Origin of the sequence: Microcoleus sp. FACHB-68 (assembly GCF_014695715.1) — a bacterium.
In the GTDB taxonomy this organism is placed as follows: Bacteria; Cyanobacteriota; Cyanobacteriia; order Cyanobacteriales; family Oscillatoriaceae; genus FACHB-68.
Map to the genome: position 1 here is coordinate 462883 of NZ_JACJOT010000018.1, position 24824 is coordinate 487706.

Annotated in this window: 15 protein-coding genes and 3 pseudogenes; 9 read left to right on the forward strand and 9 right to left on the reverse strand. The window is 44.5% G+C overall.

All coding sequences use genetic code 11. From position 1 onward, the window contains the following. Positions 1–1003: 1003 nt before the first annotated feature. Positions 1004–1564: a sugar O-acetyltransferase gene (locus H6F73_RS25710; protein ID WP_190761582.1), complete on the reverse strand. Its 561-nt coding sequence runs from the start codon at positions 1562–1564 to the stop codon at positions 1004–1006. Positions 1565–1836: 272 nt separating this feature from the next. Between H6F73_RS25710 and H6F73_RS25715 the strand changes: the two genes are divergently transcribed. After that, positions 1837–4194 carry a VIT domain-containing protein gene (locus H6F73_RS25715; protein ID WP_190761583.1) on the forward strand — a complete coding sequence of 786 codons (2358 nt, stop codon included), beginning with the start codon at positions 1837–1839 and terminating at the stop codon, positions 4192–4194. Here H6F73_RS25715 and H6F73_RS25720 read toward each other — a convergent pair. The 5 genes from H6F73_RS25720 to bchH all read right to left on the reverse strand — a co-directional run bounded on the left by H6F73_RS25720 (position 4184) and on the right by bchH (position 11632). Then, positions 4184–4873, reverse strand: coding sequence for a DUF2834 domain-containing protein (locus H6F73_RS25720; protein ID WP_347239617.1), 690 nt, complete (start codon positions 4871–4873; stop codon positions 4184–4186). The two genes, H6F73_RS25715 and H6F73_RS25720, sit on opposite strands and share 11 nt — an antisense overlap. A gap of 106 nt (positions 4874–4979) precedes the next feature. Continuing rightward, positions 4980–5660, reverse strand: coding sequence for a DUF2834 domain-containing protein (locus H6F73_RS25725; RefSeq protein WP_190761584.1), 681 nt, complete (start codon positions 5658–5660; stop codon positions 4980–4982). Positions 5661–5900: 240 nt separating this feature from the next. Further along, positions 5901–6983 (reverse strand): heat-inducible transcriptional repressor HrcA, encoded by a 1083-nt coding sequence (gene hrcA / locus H6F73_RS25730; RefSeq protein ID WP_347239618.1) that lies wholly within the window; start codon positions 6981–6983, stop codon positions 5901–5903. Positions 6984–7279: 296 nt separating this feature from the next. Continuing rightward, positions 7280–7642, reverse strand: coding sequence for a rhodanese-like domain-containing protein (locus H6F73_RS25735; protein ID WP_190761586.1), 363 nt, complete (start codon positions 7640–7642; stop codon positions 7280–7282). 228 nt (positions 7643–7870) lie between these two features. Continuing rightward, positions 7871–11632: a magnesium chelatase subunit H gene (gene bchH, locus H6F73_RS25740; RefSeq protein ID WP_190761587.1), complete on the reverse strand. Its 3762-nt coding sequence runs from the start codon at positions 11630–11632 to the stop codon at positions 7871–7873. A 29-nt stretch (positions 11633–11661) separates the two neighbouring features. Between bchH and H6F73_RS25745 the strand changes: the two genes are divergently transcribed. The 4 genes from H6F73_RS25745 to H6F73_RS25760 all read left to right on the forward strand — a co-directional run bounded on the left by H6F73_RS25745 (position 11662) and on the right by H6F73_RS25760 (position 15985). Continuing rightward, positions 11662–11922 (forward strand): helix-turn-helix transcriptional regulator, encoded by a 261-nt coding sequence (locus tag H6F73_RS25745; RefSeq protein ID WP_199330767.1) that lies wholly within the window; start codon positions 11662–11664, stop codon positions 11920–11922. A 198-nt stretch (positions 11923–12120) separates the two neighbouring features. Beyond that, positions 12121–14073, forward strand: a complete 1953-nt coding sequence (locus H6F73_RS25750; RefSeq protein ID WP_190761588.1) for a tetratricopeptide repeat protein — start codon at positions 12121–12123, stop codon at positions 14071–14073. Between the two features lie 171 nt (positions 14074–14244). Next, positions 14245–14997, forward strand: coding sequence for a hypothetical protein (locus H6F73_RS25755; protein ID WP_190761589.1), 753 nt, complete (start codon positions 14245–14247; stop codon positions 14995–14997). Between the two features lie 130 nt (positions 14998–15127). Next, positions 15128–15985 carry a cytochrome c biogenesis protein CcdA gene (locus H6F73_RS25760; RefSeq protein ID WP_190761590.1) on the forward strand — a complete coding sequence of 286 codons (858 nt, stop codon included), beginning with the start codon at positions 15128–15130 and terminating at the stop codon, positions 15983–15985. A gap of 183 nt (positions 15986–16168) precedes the next feature. On the opposite strand, the gene H6F73_RS25765 is transcribed toward H6F73_RS25760, so the two are convergent. Beyond that, on the reverse strand, positions 16169–17791 hold the full coding sequence (locus H6F73_RS25765; protein ID WP_190761591.1) for a hypothetical protein: 1623 nt from the start codon (positions 17789–17791) through the stop codon (positions 16169–16171). Between the two features lie 786 nt (positions 17792–18577). Here H6F73_RS25765 and H6F73_RS25770 point away from each other — a divergent pair. After that, positions 18578–18808 (forward strand): hypothetical protein, encoded by a 231-nt coding sequence (locus tag H6F73_RS25770; protein WP_347239619.1) that lies wholly within the window; start codon positions 18578–18580, stop codon positions 18806–18808. Between the two features lie 204 nt (positions 18809–19012). After that, a complete protein-coding gene (locus H6F73_RS27320; protein ID WP_347239620.1) occupies positions 19013–19144 on the forward strand; it encodes a hypothetical protein in 132 nt (43 codons plus the stop codon). A gap of 470 nt (positions 19145–19614) precedes the next feature. Here H6F73_RS27320 and H6F73_RS26825 read toward each other — a convergent pair. Further along, positions 19615–19731, reverse strand: a pseudogene (locus H6F73_RS26825) (IS5/IS1182 family transposase); the annotation flags it as partial. Between the two features lie 256 nt (positions 19732–19987). Between H6F73_RS26825 and H6F73_RS25785 the strand changes: the two are divergent. Beyond that, positions 19988–20781: pseudogene (locus tag H6F73_RS25785) on the forward strand (IS5 family transposase). A gap of 96 nt (positions 20782–20877) precedes the next feature. After that, complete coding sequence (locus tag H6F73_RS25790; RefSeq protein ID WP_190761594.1) at positions 20878–21378, forward strand: helix-turn-helix domain-containing protein; 501 nt, start codon at positions 20878–20880, stop codon at positions 21376–21378. 448 nt (positions 21379–21826) lie between these two features. On the opposite strand, the pseudogene H6F73_RS25795 reads toward H6F73_RS25790, so the two are convergent. Beyond that, positions 21827–22702: pseudogene (locus H6F73_RS25795) on the reverse strand (IS630 family transposase). Between the last annotated feature and the right edge of the window lie 2122 nt (positions 22703–24824).

The following is a 24824-nucleotide window of genomic DNA, read 5'->3' on the forward strand; positions in this document are numbered from 1 at the left end:
TGGTAGATAAAACCCAGACATACTGCGTGCAGTTTCTGGCTGGACAAGTTAAGTTTTTTAGAACTTATGTGACTCGCCGGCTTTTACACCTACACCAAAACGCAACTACAGTTTAAAATCCTTATTTTTTAGGACTCTCGATGCGTTTAACTAAGGGGTAAAACTTTAGAAATCGATTTTCTAAGTCAACCCCTACATGGCTTTTTAAAGGAAGGTTTTAGATGTCAAATCTAATCTGCTTTAAAAAACTTCATATTTAACCTTTCAGAGTTTCATCGCTACATCAGGACAGTTGCGATTTAAATATTTTTTGATTGAGTCGTAGATCTTCAGGATAAATTCAGCTAAGTTTAGGCAATTAAATTCCTTGAGCTAACAATGGAATTTGACGCCAAAGCAAAGCCGGCAGGGTGTGAAATCATCCTGCTTTTTTGCCGCCACACTAACAGTCGATTTAAGCTTGTTGTGCGGAAATAAAAAGTACAAAAACCCTAAAAAATCTGGCTAAGGAAAGTTTCTTGTCACCCGTAAGTTTTACGCTTCGCTGCTAAGCTGAAAGCGCTTTTGTAACTCCCCTATAGCAATTGCCGAACTCTCTCCCGAAGAGTTTTTAACCCGGCAAGCTCAACTATTTTCCCTAAAACCCTTAATGGCTTTCTAACCCATTCATCTAAGTAGATTCCCGCAATCCGTAGAGTAGATGCCTTGCATATATTTGTAGAGTAGATGCAGGCAGAGTATGCGCCTGGGTAGATGCGAAGCCTGATTAAACATTAACTAAACAGGAATTTCAACTACCTTATGATATTACCTTTATAGAACCTGATTTCGGGAAAGTCGGGCATCCGCAATATTACTGAATTTTCTAACAAATTGCTGGAAATCTTTCTGTAAACTTGCGAGATTTAACCCTTTTCTCCCAATCTAAGGGAAAATTTACCTAAAAAAAGGGGGGGTTCCACTTCAAAAACTGACCCTACCCTCGTATTCTTAAGTACCTCATTTAAGGTAAATGTCGAATTATTCTGCAAGGGTTGCCGGCAGCGATCACGTTTTCAGGAATATCTTTGACAACCACGCTGCCGGCACCAATGGTGGTATTATCCCCAATGGTTACTCCCGGACAAATAATAACACCGCCCCCAATCCAAACATTACTGCCAATTTTGACAGGAGCGCTTAATTCTTTGCCAGATAGACGAGTTTCAGGTTTGGTTGGGTGAGAAGCTGTGTAAATTTGAACGTAAGGGCCACACAAAACGTTATCACCGATCTCAACTCGATTGCAGTCGAGAATCACACAGCCGAAGTTCATATAAAATTTGCTGCAGGCATAAATATTGCTGCCATAGTCGCAATAAAAAGGCGGCTCAATTTCAACATCAGGCTCGACTTGAGCAAATAATTCTTGTAATATTTTTACTCGATTTTCCGGTTCTTCCTCTGTTGTCGTGTTATACATCCGCAGCAAGCGACGCGCTCGTTTACGTTCAGCAACTAACTCAGCATCGGAAGCCAGATAAAGTTCGCCGGCTAACATTTTTTGTTTTTCGGTTTTTTCCACAATCTTGAGTCCTTTTCGGATGGGACATTTTTATTTGATTCAGGCTAATAGGATAACCGTTGTCCTGTTAAATCCCACTTTAATATAAAATGCCTGTTACCAAAACAGTAACGATGCAGGAATTAGGTTTCATAGATGCGATGGTAGAAAGCACATTATCTTAAGTATTCTTTAAGTCTTTTGAGGGGTATTGGTTTTTGCAGCTAGCATAAGGCTTGCCGGCGACACCAACCGCCCATTTGACGCTTGCTCAAGCTAAGAGGTTAAAACTGATGCCCAATACTGCAAAAGATCGTTTAGGTGGCTTATACGTCGAATCCCCGGCAGGCGAAAAGCTGGTTTTCCCTTTAAAACATACAGAAGTGCTGGCAAAAATTGCCGGCAACCTATCACGCGTTGAAGTTACGCAAAGCTTTGAAAATCCCTTCACTGATCCGTTAGAAGCAATTTATGTTTTTCCATTACCGGATGAAGCGGCGGTGGATGACATGGAAATTAAAATTGGTGAACGAATCATTAAAGGCAGCATTAAAAAACGAGAAGAAGCCAAGCAAATTTACGAACAAGCAAAGCGGCAAGGACGAACTGCCGGCCTTTTAGAACAAGAACGAGATAATATTTTTACCCAATCTCTCGCAAATATTCAACCGGGCGAACAAATTGATGTCACCATTCGCTACACAGATAGTCTTAAATTTGAGGGCGGTGATTACGAATTTGTCTTCCCAATGGTAGTGGGACCGCGTTATATTCCTGGGACGCTAATAGATGGCAGTGGAGATACCGATCAAGTGCCCGATGCCTCGCGGATTAATCCGCCATTTATTCCGCCAGAAATGCGCTCTCGTCATGATATTGGGGTAACGGTTGAAATAGACACCGGCTTGTCTATTTCTGATGTGCGTTCGACTTCTCACCAATTACAAATTGAACATGAAGGTCAAATTGTGCAGGTGAAGTTGGGCGGCGAAGATACGATTCCCAACAAAGATTTAATTCTGCGCTATCGGATTGCCGGCAATAAAACTGAAGCGACAATTTTAGCGCAAGCAGATGAACGGGGCGCTCATTATGCCCTTTATTTCATCCCGGCTTTGAAATACAAAACTGATGAGATTGTTGCCAAAGATGTTGTGTTTCTAGTGGATACCTCTGGTTCTCAATTTGGCGCTCCAATTCGGCAATGTAGGGAATTGATGCATCGATTTATTAAGGGTTTAAATCCTGACGATACTTTCAGCATTATTGACTTTTCTGATACCACCCGGCAACTTTCTGCTAACCCATTGCCAAATACTCCCAAAAACCGACAGAAAGCAATTGACTACATCAATCAGTTAAATGCCCAGAGCGGGACTGAATTGTTGAATGGCATTAAAGCGGTGATGAATTTCCCCGCTGCGCCGGCAGGACGTTTGCGGAGTATCGTGCTGCTAACAGATGGCTACATTGGCAATGATAATGAAATCCTGGCTGAAGTGCAGCAAAATCTTAAACCAGGCAATCGACTTTATAGTTTTGGGGTGGGCAGTTCTGTCAACCGATTCTTACTCAATCGGATTGCAGAAATTGGGCGAGGGACGTGCCAAGTTGTGCGACAAGATGAATCCCCTGATGAAGCCGCTGAGAAGTTTTTCCGCCAAATTAATAATCCGGTGCTGACGAATATTCAAATTAATTGGGAAGGCAACAGACAGCCAGAAATTTATCCCTCAATTGCCCCAGATTTGTTTGCAGAACAGCCTTTAGTTGTGTTTGGCCGGCAGGAGAACCGCACGGCAAGGCAACTACACATCACGGGCATGACAGCGGGTGGGAAGCGCTATGAAAAGCGTTTCAGCCTCAATTTTGAGGGTGCCGGCAATCCGGCAATTGCTCAACTTTGGGGACGCCAACGCATTAAAGATTTGATGAATCAAATGGTTGCTGGTGAAAAGAAATCTTTAGTAGATTCGGTAACAGATATGGCTTTGGCTTATCAGTTACTGTCGCAATATACGGCGTTTGTTGCAGTGAGTGAAGAAGTACGCGTTGATCCGGAAGGCAAGCGAATTTCAATGCAAGTGCCGGTGGAAATGGCAGAAGGCGTTAGCTATGAGACAACTGTGGGTGCCGACAATGCTAATTTTGCAGAAAATCAATTGCTTGGCAACGCTAAAGGATTAGGAGATGGTTTTAAAACAGTTTCTAGGTCGTTGAAAGGTCGTAGTTATGCACAAGCAACAGTACCATCCCCCCAAGTGCCACAAGCAAAAGCTAATCCTGGTAGTATTCAGGGTTTCTTTAACAGCATCACAGAAAAAGCACGCGGCATAATCAACCAATATTCTACAACACCTGAAATAAATTCTCACGTGGAAATTGTCAACGTTGCCGGCTTGGATGAAGCTGCCACAAATACGCTCAAAGAACAACTGAAAACGATTAAAATCCCTGCCGGCTTCAGTGGCGAAATTGTGTTAGAGTTTCCTGTGCAAAATGGTCGCGTAGGGCGAATTATTTTGGATGATCAAGCCTCAACATTGGACGATGCAAGTGTTGTAGATCCGATTAAGCGATCATTGCTGATTTGGAATGTACCTCAAGGGGTTGGCGGCGTTGTTCGTATAACCTTACGGATTAACTCATAGCCGGTAGGGGCGACTCTTGCAGTCGCCCTATTTCTACTTCTGGCAAAGGCGGGCGCAAGCAGAGATAAATTAATGGGCCAAATAGAGGAACCAGTGCCACCGCCCAGAAAATTCGGGCATCTTTAAGACCTCGACGCGCCATGTCATCATCAAATAATGAGGTGATAGGAAATATGAGGCACATCAGGCAAAAATCGATGCTGATCAGGTGAACAAAAGCCCGCGTTTGGAATTGTTGAACGTAATCGCCCCAATTGCCGGCAATAAACGCGTAAGCAAATAAGCCAAGTGTCGTTAAAAGCAGCGCGATGCCGGTGGAACGTTTATCTAAACTTCTCAGTAATTTATCCTTTTTTCCATCGAATTCTTGATTCGATGCTCGCAAAAGTAAATAAGGCGTCAGGCCAATTATTCCCATTCCGTTCGACCCAATCCAAGAAGGCCAAGCCCGAATTTTTTGCATTTTGCCATCAGCAAATATCAGGCAAGCAAAAATCATTGGCCAGATACCCATGAACCAAAATATAGATACAATAATTGCGTTAATATCTGCCAACTGAAACGTTAGCAGCTTTTGAACGAGAGGCCAGGTATCGGGCTGATCGAGCGGAGCCAGACTGATGGTATAGCTAGTAAATGCTATCCAGATCAAGAATAAAATAATTTTTCTAGTCATCATCTTGACCCAAAAATTGCTGCTATTGTCTGTTAATTTTAAAGAAAAGACAAAGTTAGCAGCATCTATCTTGGGTCAAGTTTTATCTGAGAAACGCTGAAATAATTGCTTAGTGAGTGGAGCTAGTTATTGCTTCTGGTTGAGCTTCCGGGTTTGTTACCGGCAACGGTGTTCGCAGACACAAATAAACGAGGGGGCCAAATAAGGGAATCAGCGCCACTGCCCAAAAAACCAGGGGATTTTTTATATCTCTTCTTGCCATGTCATCTCCTAGCAAGGCGGGAAATAACAGACACAGCAGGCAGAAATCTAAACTCATGACATGAATAAATTTGCTAGTTTGCCACTGCTGGATAAAATCCACCCAATTGCCGGTGAATACGCCATAAGCAACAAGGCCGGCAGCTGCTAAGGTTAAGAAAATGCCGGTAATTCGGGAGTCTAAAAGCTTGAGAAACGCGTTTTTTTCTCCTGAAAAGTTGGGGTTGGCTTCGCGTAAGGCTAAATAAGGCAACAAACTAAAAGCACCTACACCGAAAGATACCGCAGCGAACGGCCAAGCCGGCACTTTTTGACCTCTGCCATCAAAAAACAGCAAGCAGCTATAAATCATCGGCCAAACCCCCATGATGTAAAACAGTGCCACAATCAGCGGGTTGATGCCTTCTAAATTGCCAAGCGAAAGATTTTTAATCAGTTCAAATGTGTCTGGTTGGTTAGGTGGTGCGATGAAAGACGCATAAGTTATCATCCCAATCCACAGCAATCCAAATCCAATTTTTCTGACCATGATTTGACCTTTTAATTAATGCCAATTTAAATATTTTAATAAGATTTTTTAACCATAGATGCACACAGATAAAGATGATACGTTTGTTTGGGAGTGCCGGCATCTTTTATTTTTTTTAACCGCAGATGCACGCAGATGCACGCAGATGAATTTGAGGGTTAATCACTGGGAGTTATGATTTTTGTTGGATAAAGGGTTTGCCGGCTATTTTACAGCCGGCAGGGTGGAAGTGATTTCGATTTAAGCGGGCTGAGTTAAGGCATCTGAGAGATAATCAGCGGCGGCTTCTACCATTGCGATCGCATTCTCATACACCATTCGGGTTGGCCCTAAGACGCCGACACTGCCCACCGGCACTGAACCCCGGCGGTAAGTGGAAGAAATTAGGGTACAGCCGCGAATCGATTCTAAGGGATTTTCTGCGCCAATCCGCACATTTACCCGCTTGCCGGTGGTTTCAGAGGCGGATGATTCAAAAATCAGCGGCCACAATTGTTCCTGTTCTTCTTCCAGCAGTTGCATCAATGTCTGGATTTGGTTTAACTCAGAAAACTCTGGCTGACGCAACACTTCCGCCACACCGCTAATTAGAATGCGGGTGAAGGTTGGAGTCTGCCGGCGGCGAGTTAAATCTGCCAGCAAGGAAGTTAAGAAATCGGCATAGCGTTGGAATTGCCGGTCTAATTCACTCAAATCGAGTTGTGAGAGTTCCGTCAGGGGACGTTCTCGCAACTGGCTGTTTAAAAAGTTTGACAGAATTTGCAGTTCGCGTTCAATCGGTTCTGGATCGAGTGGTTCGTCGTCTGCCGGCATCGGGAGTTCCATTAACGCTGAGTGCGTTTCGTAAGCATCCGTCACCACAATCAGCATCACCCGTTTTGGATCAACCATCACCAGTTGGAGATGTCGCAGCCGGCTGGTACTCGTCTGGGGCATGGTGACGAGGGTAATGTATCCGGTGAGGGTGGACAGCAGTTGCGCTGCCCCGCGCAGCAAGGCTTCCAAACTTCTATCTTCACCATTCAGCCGGACGCTGAGTAAGTGTTCCACATTGCGTGTCAGCGCCTCGGAAGGCTTGATTAGCTGGTCAACATAAATGCGGTAGCCAGAGTCAGAGGGCACCCGACCGGCAGAGGTGTGCGGTTGATAAAGTAAACCGGCTTTTTCTAAGTAGCCCAAGCAAGAGCGAATCGTCGCTGGGCTGACGCTGAGATTATACTCATCGACCAATGCTTTTGAGCCAACCGGCTCTGCAGTTGCAATGTAATGCCGCACTGTCGCCCAAAGTATATGTAGTTGTCGATCTGTCAGATTCACTTGCACACACATTTCCGCAGATTGCGAATTAAATAGGGGTTAAAAAAAAATTTGCAATGATTGATTTAAATGATACTTAAGGAAGCCTGCAATCAGCCAGATATCCTTCCCGGTAGGGCGATTGGCGGCTGGGTTCGTTTACCCGCATTTGCTACCTTTAACCCGATGGACTTATTCAGCTCAGCAGGGGTGAGTGAATCAGGGCGAGTGGATTTAAGATAACAGATATTAGGGGGTTGCACTCAGCTGGCTGCTAAAGAGATCGCAAACACAGCCAAGTGCCGGCGTCCCCACTGCGTCAGTTAGTACGCGGGAATGGTTGGATCGACCTCAAGTGAGTAGGCATCAATTCCCCCCACCACATTTTTGACATTGGTGAAACCCTGCGACATCAACCACTGGCACATTTGAGCGGATCGAACCCCGTGATGGCAGAGTACGAGGGTTTCGGCCTGGGGGTCAAGGCGGGTGGGAATTTCGCCAGACCATTCGGCAAATTCGCTTAGGGGGAGGTTGTGAAAACCTTCTAGGTTAGCGATCGCAACTTCGGACGGTTCGCGCACATCTAACAGTTGCAGGTTGCCGGTGGTGTCTGATGACAGCCGGTGGGCAAGTTCTTTAACCGTAATCTGGGGAATGGATGAACGGTAAAATTGAGCAGACATTTGGTGAGGGCGGTCGATTCAAGACTACGAACATTAGTCTAAAGTTTATTTTGTTGTGTCTGCTATTTTCTGCGCCGGCTTTTCTTTAATCAAGCTCAACATCACTATCTGGGCGAAAGTTATCCTGCAGGATCGAAGCAAATAGGACAAATTCTCCAATTTGCCATTTTTGGTAGAAATCTGCTATTGCCTATTTTGATCCTTCAATTTTCAGAGGTATCATATTTTCTACACCGGCACTCCTTCAATCTCTGCATCGGATTGCTCATATAATTGGCGCAGCTTTTGTAATTTATCGGCATCCGGCTGCCAAAAACCTCGCCCATTTGCTTCTAACATTCGTCCCACAATGTTGCGAAATGCTTCTGGATTTGCTTCTCGCAATTTATTCGCCATTTCTGGATCTAAAGCGTAGGTATCTGCTGCCTGATTATAAACCCATGAATCGGTAAAATCAGTGGTGCCGGCCCACCCAATTAATGCGGTCATTCGTTGAGAGATTTCATAAGCGCCGCCACTGCCTTGATTTGCCATTGCTTCCGCCCATTTTGGATTCAGCAATTTAGTGCGATATTCTAAACGTAACAAATCGTCTAAATTGCGCGGGGTGGTGTCTTTAGAAAAGCTTTCAACAAAACTCGCGGTTACTTTTTTCCCACTTTGTTTTTCGGCTGCCCGTTTTAACGCGCCGGTGTTTGCGTAATATTCTTGAATATCGGTTAAACCGTATTCAACAGAATCAATTTCTTGAACAATTCGATCACTTGTTTTTAACAGCTCATTCAGCACTTCTCGCCGTGCTTCGCCTTTATCTTTACGCCCATAACTAAAAACATTGCGATCTTGCCAAGTATTTCCCAATTCTTCCCCAGATTCCCAATTCCCATCTGTGACGCGATCATTCACAAGCGAACCAAAATCACCGGCAGGATTAGAAAACAATCGCGCTGAGGCATTTTCCACGCCTTGCGCTTTTAAAGATAAAGCGTGTTTGCGGATAAAATTCTGTTCTTCCGGTTCATCTGCTTCAGCAGCGCGTTGAAATAAATCGTCCAGCAATTCAATAATATTGACAAAGCTATCTCGGAAAATTCCCGACAGATTTGCTAAAACGTCAATGCGGGGATGACCCACTTCTGATAAGGGCTTTAACTGATAACAAACAATTCGCCCTGTGCCTTCTTTTACAGGTTGCGCTCCAACTAATTCTAGCAAAATTCCGAGGGATTCTCCCTTGGTTTTAATCGCATCCAATCCCCACAGCATGACGGCAACTGTTTCGGGATATTTGCCATTTTCTTGCAAATGCTGGTTGATGATTTTTTGGGCGATTTCTCGACCGCGTTCATAGGCTGCCGGTGAGGGCATCCGATAAGGATCTAAAGCATGAATATTGCGTCCCGTGGGCAGCACACCAGGGCCATCTCGTAACAAATCACCTCCGGGTGCCGGTGGGATATATTCACCATTTAATCCCCGTAAAAGATTGGTTAATTCGTCTGTCGTTTGTGCGAGTAAAGTTTGGATTTTGAAAGCGGCTTCTAGTTTCTCTATTGAACCCCCATTTGTTAACGAGTTGCCATTTTTGGAGCCGGCAATCTTTATAGCATCCTCTGAGATATCTTCTCCAAAGTAAGCATTAAGATAGGATTTTAACGCTTCTTCATTCGGCGGTTCTCCAAGGGTGTGCAACCCAGAGGAAAATAATCGTTGTTCTACGATTTGCAGGTATTCATAAACCTTGACAAAATACTGTGAAAGTGCATCCTTACTGAACATCCTGGCATTTTCTGGAGTGAAAGCAATCCCAAATTTTTTGGCATCTTCAAAGGGACAATCGGCTTCAACGCCGGCATCTACAATTTTCTGGCAAATCGCTTCCTTCAGTGCAGAGTTTTTCTGCGGATCTTCTCGGTATTCGGAAATTAAATCTCTGAGAGTTATTAATTCTTTATACAAGCCGGCACGTCCATAAGGCGGGACATTATGAGAAATTAACACGCCATAACCGCGACGTTTTGCTAAAATTGATTCCGAAGGATTATTGGCCGCATAGATATAGAGATTCGGCAAATTTCCTAAGAGAATATCCGACCAAGAATAGCCGGTGTTTCCCAGAGGAGAGCCAGGCAACCATTCAACTGTGCCGTGCATTCCGAAGTGAACAACTGCATGGGCATTAAAATCATTTTGTAGCCATTTATAGAACGCAGCATATTGAGGATGTGGCGTTAAATCCCGCTCAAACATTAACCGCATTGGATCACCGGCAACGCCTAAAGGAGGCTGTACCGCAATCCAAACATTCCCCAATTGGATGCCACCAATCTGAAATTCCTCTCCATCAGTTTTAATACCTGTGCCTGTCAGAGATTGCCACTGCTTTTCAATGCGAGTTTTAAGCAGATATCCTAACCATTCTTCTAGAGTTTTAACATTGACAGTATTATTCGCAGATAGACGCTGCTCAACGCCCATATCTTGACCTTCCATCTGTGTTAATCTGTGTGCATCTGTGGTTCCTTCATCCGCCTCTTTCACCCAACGGATTAATTCTTCCCCATCTTCAGGTAATTCTCCAACCGTATAACCTTGTTCTTTGAGTGCGTGAAGGAACTTCAGAAGCGATTTCGGCACATTTAATAAAGCTGCGGTGCCGGTTGCACCATATCCTGGCGGAAAGCCATATAAAATGATTGCAATTCGCCGATCTGCCGGCTTTGTTTTTCTTAATTCAATCCAGTGTTTTAATCTGCCGGTTAAACGCTGCAACCGTTCCGGAACCAAATAAATATCTTCTCCCACCAAACCCCCAAGCGCAACGGTATCAATTGCCCCATCTAATTCGGGTAAAGCATATAAAACAACACTTTGCAATCCTCCAACTCCTTTGCGAGTCCAAGAGTGAATATCTTGAATTAATAAAGGTGCCGCAACAATGTAGGGTACATTTTTAGCAGAAAGAATACGCTTCGCAACTTCCACTTGCCGGCCTGCTTCCATTGAACCTGCCGGCCCACCAACTAAAGGAAAGCCAATTGTAGAAACAATAGCATCGACTTCTACGGCATCTTTAGATAAAGATAAGGTCTCATTATTGCCCTGTCGGCGCTGTTCAGTTTCATAAGCCGTTGTCATCCAATCTCTAACCGCTACATGACCTTCAACACCATTAATAAATATCGGTAAAGGAATTAATCCTGCCGCTTCAAAATGACGGATCATTTGGGGAATATAGGGCTGTTTTGTAATAACGTGTTTGCGGTATAATAAAATACCAACGGTTGGGCATGGGGTAGAGTATTGACCTTTGACTCTGTGCTGATACCACTCTAAATAGTGCCGGGGTGAGTCAAAATAACCGGGGTAATCTGGGTGCAATAATCCCATGTTTGGAGTTTCCACCGGCAGCGGAATTTCCCCGACCTTTAACCCCAAATATTTCTCCGCCAGCGTCCAACACATAGACGCCACATTTTCAGAACCGCCGGCATTCCAATAACCATAAATAATTAACCAGTTGCGTAAGTCTTGAACTTTTTGCACCGGCACATATTTTAAAAGCTTTGGCCCTGTCTTTAAAAAGCTAATATATCCCGCAAGTTTATCTTCCTCTTTGCCATTGCTAAATTTATCCAAAATAAACTTAACCGGCTTCGGCATTCCCTTGGGTTTATCCCCAATTTTGAACGCCCCGATCTGCGTCAAACTCATCAATTCCAGCGCAGACTCAAACACTAAGCGAATGGGGATATGTTGCGTGCGATCGCGCAGCCAAAGCACTTGATCGTAATCAAACAGCAGACTGCCAAAGAACACATCCGCCTCTTGCAAAGCCGTTGCGATTGCCTCTGGTTGGCTGGAGATGTCACGATCACTAAATACCCGAATATCCAAATCTGGACAGCGAGCGGTTGCCAGTTTCGCCGCTTGCCGGTATAAGCCGGTGTTGAACGATTCAAACCCAGCAATCAGAACGATGCGTTTCATAGCCTAAACCCGGAAATATTTCTTCACCTTTGATCTTAAGGGGTGTTTCAGGCGAGTGCAGAAGTATTCAACATTCATTTTTACTTGAACGCCACCTCACTCAAACTGAAGCGGCGGAACTGCTTGGAATTGACCAGCCGAAAGTTTCTGCTTTGATGAGAGGGAAACTGACAGGTTTTTCAACAGAAAGGTGCTTTCGGTTTCTCAATGCGCTGGGTTGTGATGTGGAAATTGTGGTGAAGCGCAAGTCAAAATCGGGTGCGTCAGGAAAAACAAAAGTGATTGCTTGATGTAGATGTAAAGGTATCGCTACTTTAATAATTTGGCTAGCTCATGGCTACGAAGGTGTTTGCTGAAATTGCCAACCCAATGCGATTGAAGGATAAAACCGGCTCTCTCATTTTTTAGGGAAATGAAGCCGGCAGGAGTGAATAGTTAAATGCCGGTGTGTGCCGGCACTTAACCAACCATTCATTCCCCTTGAAACTATGCGAACTCAAAAAATCCTCCTCGTCCTGATCACCCTTTTTGCTACCTTCATCCCTCACCCTTTTCTCACAACTATCGGCATCTCATCAAATCTCCCTGCCTTGTCATTCAGTCCTAGTCCTGAACAGGAGAAGTTACTCGTCTTTAACAAGCTTGCCTCAAAAGCTGCCCTATTGGCTGAAACCGGCATCCTCTTTATTTCTCTCCACCAAACAGAGCAAGCTGAAAAACTGTTTTCTCAATCTTTGCAGGTGGTAGAAACCATCTCAGATCCCTATCAAAAAGCTGCGGTATTGAGTTATATTGCTTCCAAGTTAGTAGCAGTGGGAAGAACAGAGCAAGCATTGCAACTTCTCGCTCAATCTTTGCAACATCAGCCAAACATCAAAGATAAATTTCTGAGAAAAATGGTTGCCGGTCCAATGGTTCACAGCTTTTCACAAATCGCCGCTCACTTAGTTAAAACGGGAAAATATGAGCCGGCTTTACAGTTCGCCCAATCTGTCTCGCATATTATCATCAAACCCAGGATGCTGAGTCAGCTTGCCTCAGAATTGGCAAAAGCCAGAAAATTTGAGCAAGCCTTGCAAGTTGCACAAATGATTAGAAGTAACTCTGATACAGCCTCAGCATTACATTCAATCGTAATTAACTTAGTAGAGGATAAAAAACTCGATCAAGCCTTGGAAGTCGCACAAAGCATCAAAGATAACTCTATGAAAACCTCTGCCTTGCAGCCGGTTGTTATCCAGTTAACAAAAGCAGGACAAACTGATCGCGCAATTCAAGCAGCACAATCCATTCCAGACAAAATGGAGAAAGCCCGTGTATTGAGCGAGATTGCTGTAACATTAGCAGAAACGGGAAACTTTGATAAAGCCTTACAGCTTGCACAAAGCAGTTCTGTTGAATCTTGGCAAGCTCATGCGGTGAGTAAAATTGGTGCCAAGTTAGTTGAAACGCGAAACTTTGATCGCGCTTTTCAACTAGCCAAAACCTATAATAATGAAACCGAAAACTCTTGGGTGTTGAGAGATATTGCTGTCAAATTCGTTGAAGCTGCACAAATTGATAGCGCCTTGCAGATCGCAGAAATGGTCACAAGTCCTTATGGAAAAAGCCCTGTGTTGCATGGCATTGCAAGTTCAATGGCATCATTAGGACACGTTAGCCACGCTTTACAAGTCGCGCAAACGATACCAGATAACGATGCAAAAGCTCAGGTATTGATTCAATTAGCCGGCTTACACGCCAAAGCCGGTGACGAAAAGCAAAGCGAGGCGTTTTTCTCCCAATCTTTACAACTCGTACAAACCATTCATACTGAAGATCGCAAATTCGATCTGCTGCGTATGATTGTTGAAAAAAGGGCAGACTTAGGACAAACTGATCGCGCCTTGCAATTGGTAAAAACACTCACTGAATTTCGTCAACCTTGGGTATTGTCTAGCATCGCTACTAAGTTGCTAAAAGCCGGAAAAGTTGAACCAGCGTTGGAGGTGGCGCAAACCATCAAGGTAAATTCTTCCATTGCTTCCCTGAAAACTGAATTGTTCAGTCAAATCATTTTCAACTTAACGTCATCTGCCCAAGCCGAAAAAGTTTTACAAGTGGTAAGAACGCTTGAAATTGATTCTTTTACTCAATCTCGGTTGTTAAGTTTCCTCGTTTCTAAATTAACTTCATTGGGGCAAGTCGAACGAGCTTTGCATATAGCAGATTCCCAGAAGGATGATGCGATTAGACACGGATTATTTGGCAGCATTTCTTCGTCCTTGGCTGCATCCGGACAAGTCGAACGCGCGTTACAAGTTGCCCAAAAAATCCCAAATACCTTAGACAAAGGAAGAATTTTAGTTTACATGGCTAAGTCTTTAACTGAAAATCAACAAGCAGCCCAGGCTTCTGAGGTTTTAAATCAAGCTTGGGCAGTGGTAAATGCAATTGAATAATTGAAGAAGGGGAAGTGCCGGCCATTTTTACAGGCTGAAGTGAGCCGGCGCATTACAAAAATAGTGGATTGATAGCGCAATTATAAAAAAGTATTTATATTCTCACTGTTAAGGGAGTTCTCAGGCTAAAACTGAAGAGGAGCCTTTCGGAAAAGCCAAGCATCTTCCTCTATGAAAGCCATGCAACCCCAATTAGTTAGCCTACGTGCCCTCACCATCCGTACGACAGCGATCGCGCTGCTATTACTGGTGGCTGGGTGTGGGGAACCGGCACCGCCTCCAACCCCACCGGCAGCGCCACCCCCGCAAGCTGCACCTGCACCCAAATCCGCTGCGCCGGCGAAACCGGCACCCAACAATCAAACTGCTCAAACTGCCTTACCAAACGGTGCCGATCCGTTTGAATGGGCGCAAGATACAGCCTTGAGTGCGGCAACCCTCTCTCAAACTGCTCAATCTCCGGATGATTGGAACTTGGTTTCTAGCAAGTGGCAAGCAGCAATCACGCAGATGAAAGCTGTGCCGGCAACCCATCCCAAAAAAGCCCAGGCGCAGAAAAAGGTAGCAGAATATCAACGCAACTTGAACACGGCTAAACAAAAAACCAAAACAAGCGCCATTCCCGGAAAACTGGCTTTAGCGATGCATCTCAAACAAGCCGGCGCTAAAATGTATGGCACTTACTGGTGTTCAACCTGTCAGAGGCAGCTTTATCGTTTTGGCTCAGAAGCAGCCAGCCAAATCAATTATATTGAGTGCGATCCTGCCGGCAAAAACCCTCAAACCGACTTGTGCCGGCAAGCGAAGATCAGAGCTTTCCCCACTTGGGAAATTAACGGTTATTTATACCCTCCCGGTGGACTTCCTTTAGAGGCACTTGCAGATTATTCCGGCTATCAAGGGCCGCGCAACTTTACCAATTGACCTTGTAATCAACTGCCCTTTTTCAGGTTAAATTTTGGTAATTTATCATTGATTTGATTTAATCAAAATCAACTGACTTATAATTTTTACCAGATTTAACTTTATCTGCAATCTAAACTCTAAAATAAAAATGAATCGCACCAAATGGTTCACCCAAAACTTCCCTAAAAGCAATCATTCAAAAATCCTAATATTGGGGGCGCTGTTTGGGGGATCAGTTTTACTGGTTCTGATTTACAGCCGGCTCAACTTGCGGTTTTTATCCGAACCTTTTGAGAATTTCGTTTTCGGAGTAGCCGAAAGTTATCAGGGATGGTTTGAATCTAAAGTAACGAATAACCCGTTCGTTTTAATTCCCTTAGCCTTTGTCGGCGGACTGATTGCGAGTATCTCGCCCTGCATTTTATCGCTACTGCCGGTTAATCTCAGCTACATCGGCACCCGCGAAATTACCTCTCGTTGGGATGCCTTTATCAAAGCCGGCTCATTTGTTTTAGGCGTTGTCACTATTCTCAGCTTATTTGGGTTCTTTTCTTCCTTTGCTGGGGCGGTGATGATTTATTTTCGGGGTTACATCCAAATCGCAGTGGGTGCAATTATTGTGCTGATGGGGCTAAATTTAGCCGGCATCGTGCCTCTGGCTTTACCCCAAATTGATTTTAAATTACCAATTGCTGGCCCTTATGGTGTCGGGTTAACCTTCGCACTGTTAAGTTCTCCCTGTACCAGTCCGGTTATGTTTGCCGTTCTCACTGCCGGCGGCGCAACGGGTTCCCAAGTTTTAAGCACACTGACGATGATCAGTTATTCACTTGGTTATACAGCAATTATTTTCTTTGCCAGTCTTTTCACAGGTTTCGTCAAACAAACCCGCTTTTTACTCAACTACTCTCAAACCATCATTCGCTTTGCGAGCGTGGTGCTAATTCTAATTGGCGGCTACTATTTATTCGAGGGAGTGCGCTGGGGAATTTTAGCGATGAAATAAGGCTAGTAAAATCTATCAAGAATTGGGCTTATGGGGAATTCATCGCAACTGAGGCATCCTGGGGAAGAGAAAATTGAGGAGTGAGCTTGACCCGAATTGAATGCACTCTCCCCCGATGCCGGTTTTTGCGAGAATTCTGTTTTTCTCAGAATTCCCGCTCACCCCTAACCCACAACTCCCAACTCAAGCACCCCGCCTTAACAAACGACTAAATATTTTCAATCGTTGGTCAAGCCAAGCAATTAAATCCAATTGATTGGAGAGAGAGCGCGGTGGGTCAGAAATTAGTGTATCCAGGGCAATCAACCGATTGAAATCTACCCGAACCGGCCCATTTCGCTGAGTGCGACCATCCCCCAGATAAAATTTCACACCGGCTTGCTGCATGATGTTAATAAATTCCTGGGCTAATATTCCATAACCAATCGTTGTCGGATGAATGCCATCAAGAGAAAATAAACCGCCATTGGTGCGAACCGCTTCGCCGGCAACCATCTCTGAAGTAAAAAAGCGAGAATTCGGCACAGGTGAAAGCGCTTGAAGCTCAGCAGGAAGCTCATAGGGAGTCCACCATTCAGGTCTGGCTAAGGGGTCATCAATATAGCGCCGGTAAGCTAAGCGATCCATGATGCCAGCAACATCGAATAGATACCAATCCAGGCCGTCTTTGCGGGCACCACGTACCGCTTCCGTAATCGCTTCATTATATTGATCAATCGCACTATCAACCGCTCTCGCCTCCAGTTCAGTGATGCACGGGTGATCTTTCGGATTGAAATCTCGATCACTAATCCAGGGACGCGTATAGTGAGGGAAATATCGAGAACCCGGTGCCACCTTCTCGCCCACACCACGGGCAAGGGGGATAATCGTGACATGGGGAACGGTTGCCAGAATAACGTGCCGCGCCTTCATCTTTTTGACTTGGGCAACAACTTCGTCTAGCTCTTTTTTAAAGTGAATCGGATTCCAAACAGTAAACTGTTGTTTGCGATCCAAATCGTCATAACCATCTTGGCTCCACGCCACCTTCAGTTGAATAACACTGCCCAAAGCATTGTTCGCGCCTAGAAAGATAATCAGCGTTTCAATGCCGTCGCCGGTGCCGGTTTCGTGGGTTCCGTCTTTGCCCAGTTCTGCTGCCGCTTCTAGGGGCGTGAGTGCCTTACCCTGAGTGTCCCGTGCTGAGTCCAAAACGTATAAGGCGGCGCGTTCGTTGGCATTCTCGACAATCTGGCGAAACAAATTATCTTTGGGTTCTTCGAGGAGTTGCCGGCAGATATCTGCGTTGCGCGAGAGAGTATCGCGCAAATCCCAGCCGTAAACTGCCAAGTTGTGGTTAATTCCTTTTTGGTTGGGGATGCGAGAACCGGGACCGCGTTCCCACCACTCTTCTACATCAGCCATATATTGATGTACTGAAAACACAGCACCGGCTAATTCCCACCAGTCCAGCTTGTCGCCAAACTGTTGTTCTAACCGGCGAATCAGCGCTTCTATGTTAAAAGGCAATCCCCCCCAGCCGCTGTAGGGCAGTGGGTGACGGAATTTCTCGTCCCAGTCCATTTCCCAGGCAATGATGGCGGGGTAGGAGAGGTTTGTATTAAATATGGACCCACTTTGAAAGCCATGTGTTAGGGAGTCTCCAATTGTCACAAGCCGGTGTTGGGGGGTGCCTTCTCGATCAACTGAAACGGAAATGCCCAGGGTGGGATCTGTAACAGGTTGGCGCGGCTGTGCGCGGACAATGACCTCGTCAGGCGTTTTGTCATCGCGCATCTCATCAGTCATGATTCTGTTTGGCATAGCGTCTCACCCAAAATGGCAAAAGTCGTTACGCCACAATTGACAAAAACTGCGACTATAAATCCGGAATTTTAGATTAAGTAATCTCAGTATTTTCCGCAATTTGTAAGGAAGTGTTAAGACCCGTGCGCTTAGCTTGCCGTCAATGAAGTTTAGGTCAAAGTGATTTGAATCAATTGAGGCGTTGACTGCCGGCACATTGCCCTAAATTGTTTAGCCTGCTTAATTAAGGTTTGGTTACTGATCTCATGGGTGATGATTCTGTGGCTTGAGGTGTCTCTTTAACCAAAAAAGTTACAGCAATAACGGGATCACTAGCAAAAACCACAAGCCGCAAATTCCGAATTAATTGTTAAGGATATCCGTATATTCCGCAGTTTGTAAAGAAATCTTAAGGGAGGGCGGTTGGCTCGCTACAGGCCGGTTTTGAAGTCAAAGCGAACCCAACGAATCGAGAAGTTGACTGCCGGTGTATCCCCATAAACTGCTTAAGTTGCTTACGTTAACGGTATGACTTCGGCTTTGGGATCGCAGATTATCACCCTATATTGGTATCAGAGGACACACTGGTAGCACACACTTATGTGTGAGTAATATTTTTGTTACAAAAAGCGGCGAGGCGTTCACCTTGATTGAGCAAACACTGTTGGGATAAGCCTTGCCGTTAGTTGGTGAGATTGGAGTGCTTGTAAAAAAAATTCTTAGCCTTCACAAGTTCTTCACAGTTAAGTTCTAATCTTTTTATTAAAGCAGTTCAGTTCTAACCACTGGCTAGCATACATGGAGGTGGAGAGGTTGCCCTATTCTTATTTACTTTTACTGACCATCGCCTTCTTAGCAGCCTGGGTTTATCTGCGAACCTCTAAAGACCTTTCTTTTACTCTCGCTGCCTTAACTGCCGTCGTGTGTTTCTTTTGGGGTTTTGCCTCAGCCCCTTGGATCGTTCAGTTACCCATCGTCGTGTTTCTAATGCGCTTAGAGCGATTCTATAACCCTAAAGAAGGCCGCCTCGGTTGAAAAAGACTTTCCCTAAAACATAAGTGACTTTCCAAAGCTTTTAGGGGTTAAGTACAGCACTCAGTTAATTTTTGGCTCAATCATTGCTCGATTTCTAAACTGGTTTAAAATATTATGAACGCTTGTCCTTGCTGCTCCAACCAACTACTCCGCCACGCTCGTCATAATGGTGTTTACTGGTTTTGCTCCCACTGCTGGCAGGAAATGCCGGATCTCTCTTCAATGATTGCCAAGCGGAATCAGCGGGTACAGCAACTGGAGCGCTTAATTGATATCTATAGCGCAACTCCTGCCAAGAAAGAAGTGGCAGAGATCAAAGTAGCAGAAGTGGCTTAAGCAAGTGGCAAAATTTAGGGTTAGGTTTTAACAGCACTGCGTTTAATTTGAGCCTGAAATAATTGGCAAGCGAGTTCTGCTATAATTAAGGTGCAGCTTGCTTGCTAATTATTTAGGTTAGAGCCAGAAAAAGTTGCAAAGAAAACTTCCATTTTTTAATAATTTTTTTAGGTTTGCTAACTCACCTCAAAATCAAGCAACCTGAGTTTTCCCTGAAAGGCCGTTTTCTATTTAATGGCTTGATCCGTGAGGCCCAATCAGCATCTAAGTAGTTAGACAAAAATAAAGTACACTAAGTAAAAATTTTTTAGAAAGACTCAAGAGGTTAAAATAATGTCATTACCCTCGTTAAGAGTATTTCTAACAGTAAAAGACGATAAAAACTTATGGCAATTGACAAAGACGGCCAACATCGCGAACAAAGTGAAAGACAGAGTGCAAGTGTTCATTGCTGATTTATTAAGTAAATATTAAGTGGCTAATCGCTTGACCATGAGGTGAATCAAGGAACCATAAATCATCGCTTCGCTCACCTCTGAATATCCCTCGTAATCGTTACTCAATCGTCGAAATCGATTCATCCCAAATCCGGTTATTATAGACTACATATACAGCCGTTAGAAAAAATTAGGAAAAACCGATGCCCAAAAAAGCAGACCTATCCCATCATTTGGAGGTAAGTTAACTCAAGCAAAACTATCTCACGAGTCAAGACCCAGTAGAAGCTTTTGAGGTGCCACTGGGATAGACGACAAAAAATCGTGCAATAGCCCTATGGCGTGTCATCAATTAGTTTGACTGGACTAGAACTATCGAGGGGAAGCTAAGCAGAGAAGACAGATGATTCGACGTTACGCGCTGCGAAATGACCAATGGGAGCGAATAAAAGACTTACTGCCCAGACGAGAAGGAACGGTCGGAGTGACGCCTAAACACAATCGGTTATTTGTTGAGGCCGTTTTGTACCGCTATCGGGCAGGAATTCCCAGGAGAGACTTGCCGGAACGATTTGGAGATTTCCGAGTGATTCACACACGCTATGCCTTTGGCACGCTACGCGAACACCCGATGGTCAAGCAGTGGTGTGTGGGGCGGGTATTTCAGCACTTGGCAGAAGATGCAGACAACGAATATGCCATGATTGATCAGGGCCATTGTCCGCGCTCACCAGCATAGTGGGGGCGCAAAGGCGGGGAAGCACAGCGAGAAGCAATTGGTTACAGCAAAGGTGGATTAGGTACCAAGATTCAGGCGGCGGTAGATGCCTTAGGAAATCCTCTAAGTTTTCACCTCGCACCTGGGGACGCATGGGATGTAGATAGAGCTTGTCAGCTCTTGCCTGACCTCCTAGCTGACCTCCTAGCTGACACCCTGCTGCCTGATAAGGCACACGACGCGGATAGGCGGGTGATTGAGCTACTTGAGAGCAAAGGCAAGACAGCAGTGATTCCGCCAAAGCGTAACCGCTGCATACTGCGCGATTACGACAAAGATTTATACCAGGCCCGCCACCTGATTGAAAACTTTTTTGCCAAGCTCAAGCAGTACCCTTGCAATCGCGACCCGCTATGATAAACGAGGTACCAACTTTTTAGGTGCGATTTATTTAGGCTGCTTCTGTGATTTGGTTGAATTGATGACACTCTTTAGAGCTGCTACCCAACACCAGTTATACGAATTCTTTGAAATTGTGCAACAAATGCGTTGAGAGAAGTCAAGAGGGAGGATCGGCAATGGCCGGAGTATCCAGACTGGAAATTACGGAAACGGCAGAAGAACTTAAACAAATACTAGCTCGTCAAAAAACTGCCACTGGAAAAGAAAGGGTTCAAGTATTATATCTACTTAAAACCGGCAATGCACCAACCCTTTCCCAAGCAGCTGTGATGATAGGTCGCCATCGGGTGACGGCCCAAAAATGGATACAGCAGTATCAAACAAGCCCAATAGAATCATTAATGGAGCAAAAACAGTCTTCTGCAAGACCCCGCGCTATCCCATCGTGTGCAGAAAAAGCGCTTGACCAAAAATTGCAGCACGAACAAGGATTCAATGATTATCAAGAAATTGTCGAGTGGTTGGAGAAAAGTTTGGGAATTAAAGCGAGATATAAAACAGCACATAAGCTAGTTTACTATCGCCTAAAAGCCTCACCCAGACTGACTCGCCCCCAAAGTATTAAGCAAGACAAAGCCGAGATCGAGGCTTTTAAAAAAACTTCGCAGTCAACTTAGCATGCTTCATTGGGTGGCGTTAAATTTATTATTGACCCCAGCTAAAATTCGATGTTTCTGCGAAGATGAAACCCGAATTGGATTAAAGACGCTGACTGGAAGGAAAATTACAAAGAAAGGAATTAAACCATACGCCTTCGGCGGAGCGAAGCCCTAAGGAGCTGTGCAATGGCGATTCCAAGCAACCTATTTATATGGAATCGTAGAACCTTTAACGGTAGAAATTTCTTTTGGGAGTTTTCTCACCTGAATACGTATTGTTTTCAAATCTTTTTGAATTTGATTTCTCAACAGGTTGCCGATTCTCTATTAATACCAATTTAAATGGGATTTAGGGCAGATATAGCATCCAGAATGAAGCAATAGCCAGTGATGGAAGCAATCACTTGAGGGGTTAACTGGGCTAAAAGTTGATCCACTTTGGTTTGTATAGCAACCGCCAGGGCGGTTAGGACGCTAGGTGTAGGACGTACTCCATCGCATCACGTAAACACTCAAACTGCTCGAGCTGCTTGCGAATTCGACTTTTGAGCCAAGACCAACATCGCTCAATCTTATTAAAGTCCGGTGAATAAGCAGGTAAGTACAACAACTGACAGCCGGCTTCGTGAATTAGTTGTTCAATGCGACCCCCTTTATCAAAGGTGGCATTATCCATGACCACTACCTGCCCCGGTTTCAGTAAAGGAATTAGGCAGCTTTCCAACCAAATCTCAAATACAACCCGATTACAGGCTCCTTCGACAGTAAACGGAGCCATCAGTTGTTCCTGACAAAGGGCTGCGATCATATTGACTCGCCCTTGTCGTCGTCAATACTTCAAGGCATGAAACCTTTGCCCTCTTGGGTTCCAGCCAAAACCGTAGTCTTCAAGGGTTGTCCATGCCTGCTTCATCCACATAAACAATCGTTTCATCCCCCCACTTAGCCAACTGCTCTATGAACGTTTGCCGTTTTGACTCATCCCGTTCGAGGTAGCCGTAGGTCTTTTTTTTCGTGTAAACCCAATTTTCTTCAGCGCTCTTGAGATTGTGCGCTCACTAATGTCACCCTGCCACAGTTGCGCCATCTCCACCTGGGTTTTGTCCCCATGAGTCTTGGCAAACGCCCGAAACTTCTCCCAGTCTGTGATTTTATGATTGTTACCTGGGGGGCGGTTGGGCAATGCTTGAACATCTCCCGTTTGGGCTTTGCGTTTCAACCACAGGTTGATCGTATTGCGGCTGATATTGAACAGTTCACTCGCCTCCTGTTTCTTGAGTCCATCTAACTCGATGGCTTGGATCACTTTCTGACGGAAGTCGTAACTGTAGGGCTTAGGCATGATAGAGCAGACGATAGCGGGTCACGATGACATCTTTAGTCGGTAGTCCTAACCGCCTTGGCAGTTGCTATAAATAGCCTCTTCATAGCGTTGTGTGTAGGGTAGTTCCCAACGGACAAAACTCAGCCGTTCAGTCCAATATCGTTGACAGAAAGTACAGTAAAACCAACGCCGGGGTATATGTAAATAAACTGATTGACTAAAACCTGGCAGATAGCGAATCAATACGGGCCAAGTTTAATGCAATTTATCACTCGGATTATGACAGTGGGGACAATAACTCGTTTCCCCCAAAAATCGTAATTTCAAAAAAAATTGCTTCGGTTGTTGAGTAGAACTTTCAACAGTCAGGTTGGGTAGATTGATGAGGGTGTCAAGATGTTAAAGGGGTAACAAGAGAGCTAGGAAATAGAGCGGATAATGGTTTCCGCCCTTATACCTCGCTGATAAAAACGGCGTTTATGGGAGGAATTACTGGTTAATTTTGCGAGCTGTAGGTGATATTGTTCCAAATTTTTCACCCATATTTCTCCATCTAACCCAACATCAAAGGTGCTGCCTCTTCGATAGATTCTCCCAGATTCTTTTGGACGACAGACATAGTTTTGTCCCTGATGCCTGTTGATTTCACTCCCTCGCAGGGTTGACTGTAAATAAGCCAGATACATCACCAAAATCATTGATTTTAATCGATCTCCTCTTAAAAGAGTGCTTTCGTTCGTTATAGCCCCCACTCTTACAGTCCCGGAACATTTCTATGCCTGACGGCAGCCTTCGTCAACAAGGCCCATTCTTCTTTTATGCGCTTGAATGACAACCGTTAAACTTTCCAGATTAGTCAAGATAAACTAAGGCCCTTTTTTGGTTTGACCTCGGTCGTTTCTTTTCCATTTCGCTGCCAGAGCAAATCCTGAGACTGGGCCAGTTTTCCGAATTCTTTTTCCTTGATAGTATAATGAAACTCCCGGGTTAATTGGTAACTCATCCAATCGCTGCCAAATTTGATTTTCGACTTCTAGACAACTCTTCTTTTTTGACCTTAAACAAAATCCGACATTCCTTGCCTGTAGCCAAGTAGCTAAATTTAGAGAACAAAACTCTCGGTCTCCTAATCCCACTATTTGATAATCTTTGAATCTTTCTAAAACTGGGGAGAGGACACTTTCTTGTTCCTCCTGGTTACAATTGCCTAAGTATCGTTATGTACAACTTCTGGTTCGGCTTTTTTGGCACCGAGTTCTCTAGCCAATAAGTGATGATGGGCCACAATAAGCTCCTGAGTGTTAATCTGGGTAAATCTAAGAATCTTTGTATCTTTCTGCGTCTTCCTTCACAAGTTATCTACGGCGGAAACACTTGAGCTATTGTTTATAGTTTGACTTCGTTTTTGACTTGAATAATGTTAATTAGAATCTGTAGTATGAGGAACTGAGGGCGGCCCAGTTGCTTCTCTAGATGCTCGTGCTAAAATTGGATTAGCATTTTTTTGATTTTTGGGTTTGCTTGTCACTATAGCCAACCCCTCTTTTTTTGTTTACCTAGCTCTCATCCTTTCTCTGTCAAGATTTCAGCTTCCTTGTTACCCCCCCCCAGGTCAAGATGAAAGTCCATAGCTAGTTGAGAAGTTTTATGTATCTCATTATACGAAATTCACCCAAAACCCAGAATAGCCTAAAGAAGTTAAATTACCTCAAGGAATAGAGAGCGAGTTTTTACCCCCCTATTCGCCATAACTACAACCAGCTGAGAGATTATGGTTGTTAGTAGATTAACCCTTGGTGAACAAACATTTTGAAACCCTGGATGAATTAGAAGAGGTTTTAATAAGAATATGTTGTGTTCTTCAGGAAACGAAATAGGAGAGCAAAAATTTAATCAACTATCATTGGTTAAACACTGGTTGATTAATTAGTAGTTTACATAAACCGGATTGGGCATCACTCTAGCAGACCCATCTGTTTTTTTTACTAACTAAGCTCTCATCCGTTCTGTGTCAAGGTTTCAACTTCCTTGTTCCCCCCATGCTCGACTACTTACCCTATAGCAGCCTGTTCGGCTCAGTTTTTCAATGACTATCTCGGTGTGGTCGAAAGTGGCTGTGGGGATAATCCACCACTTTTAA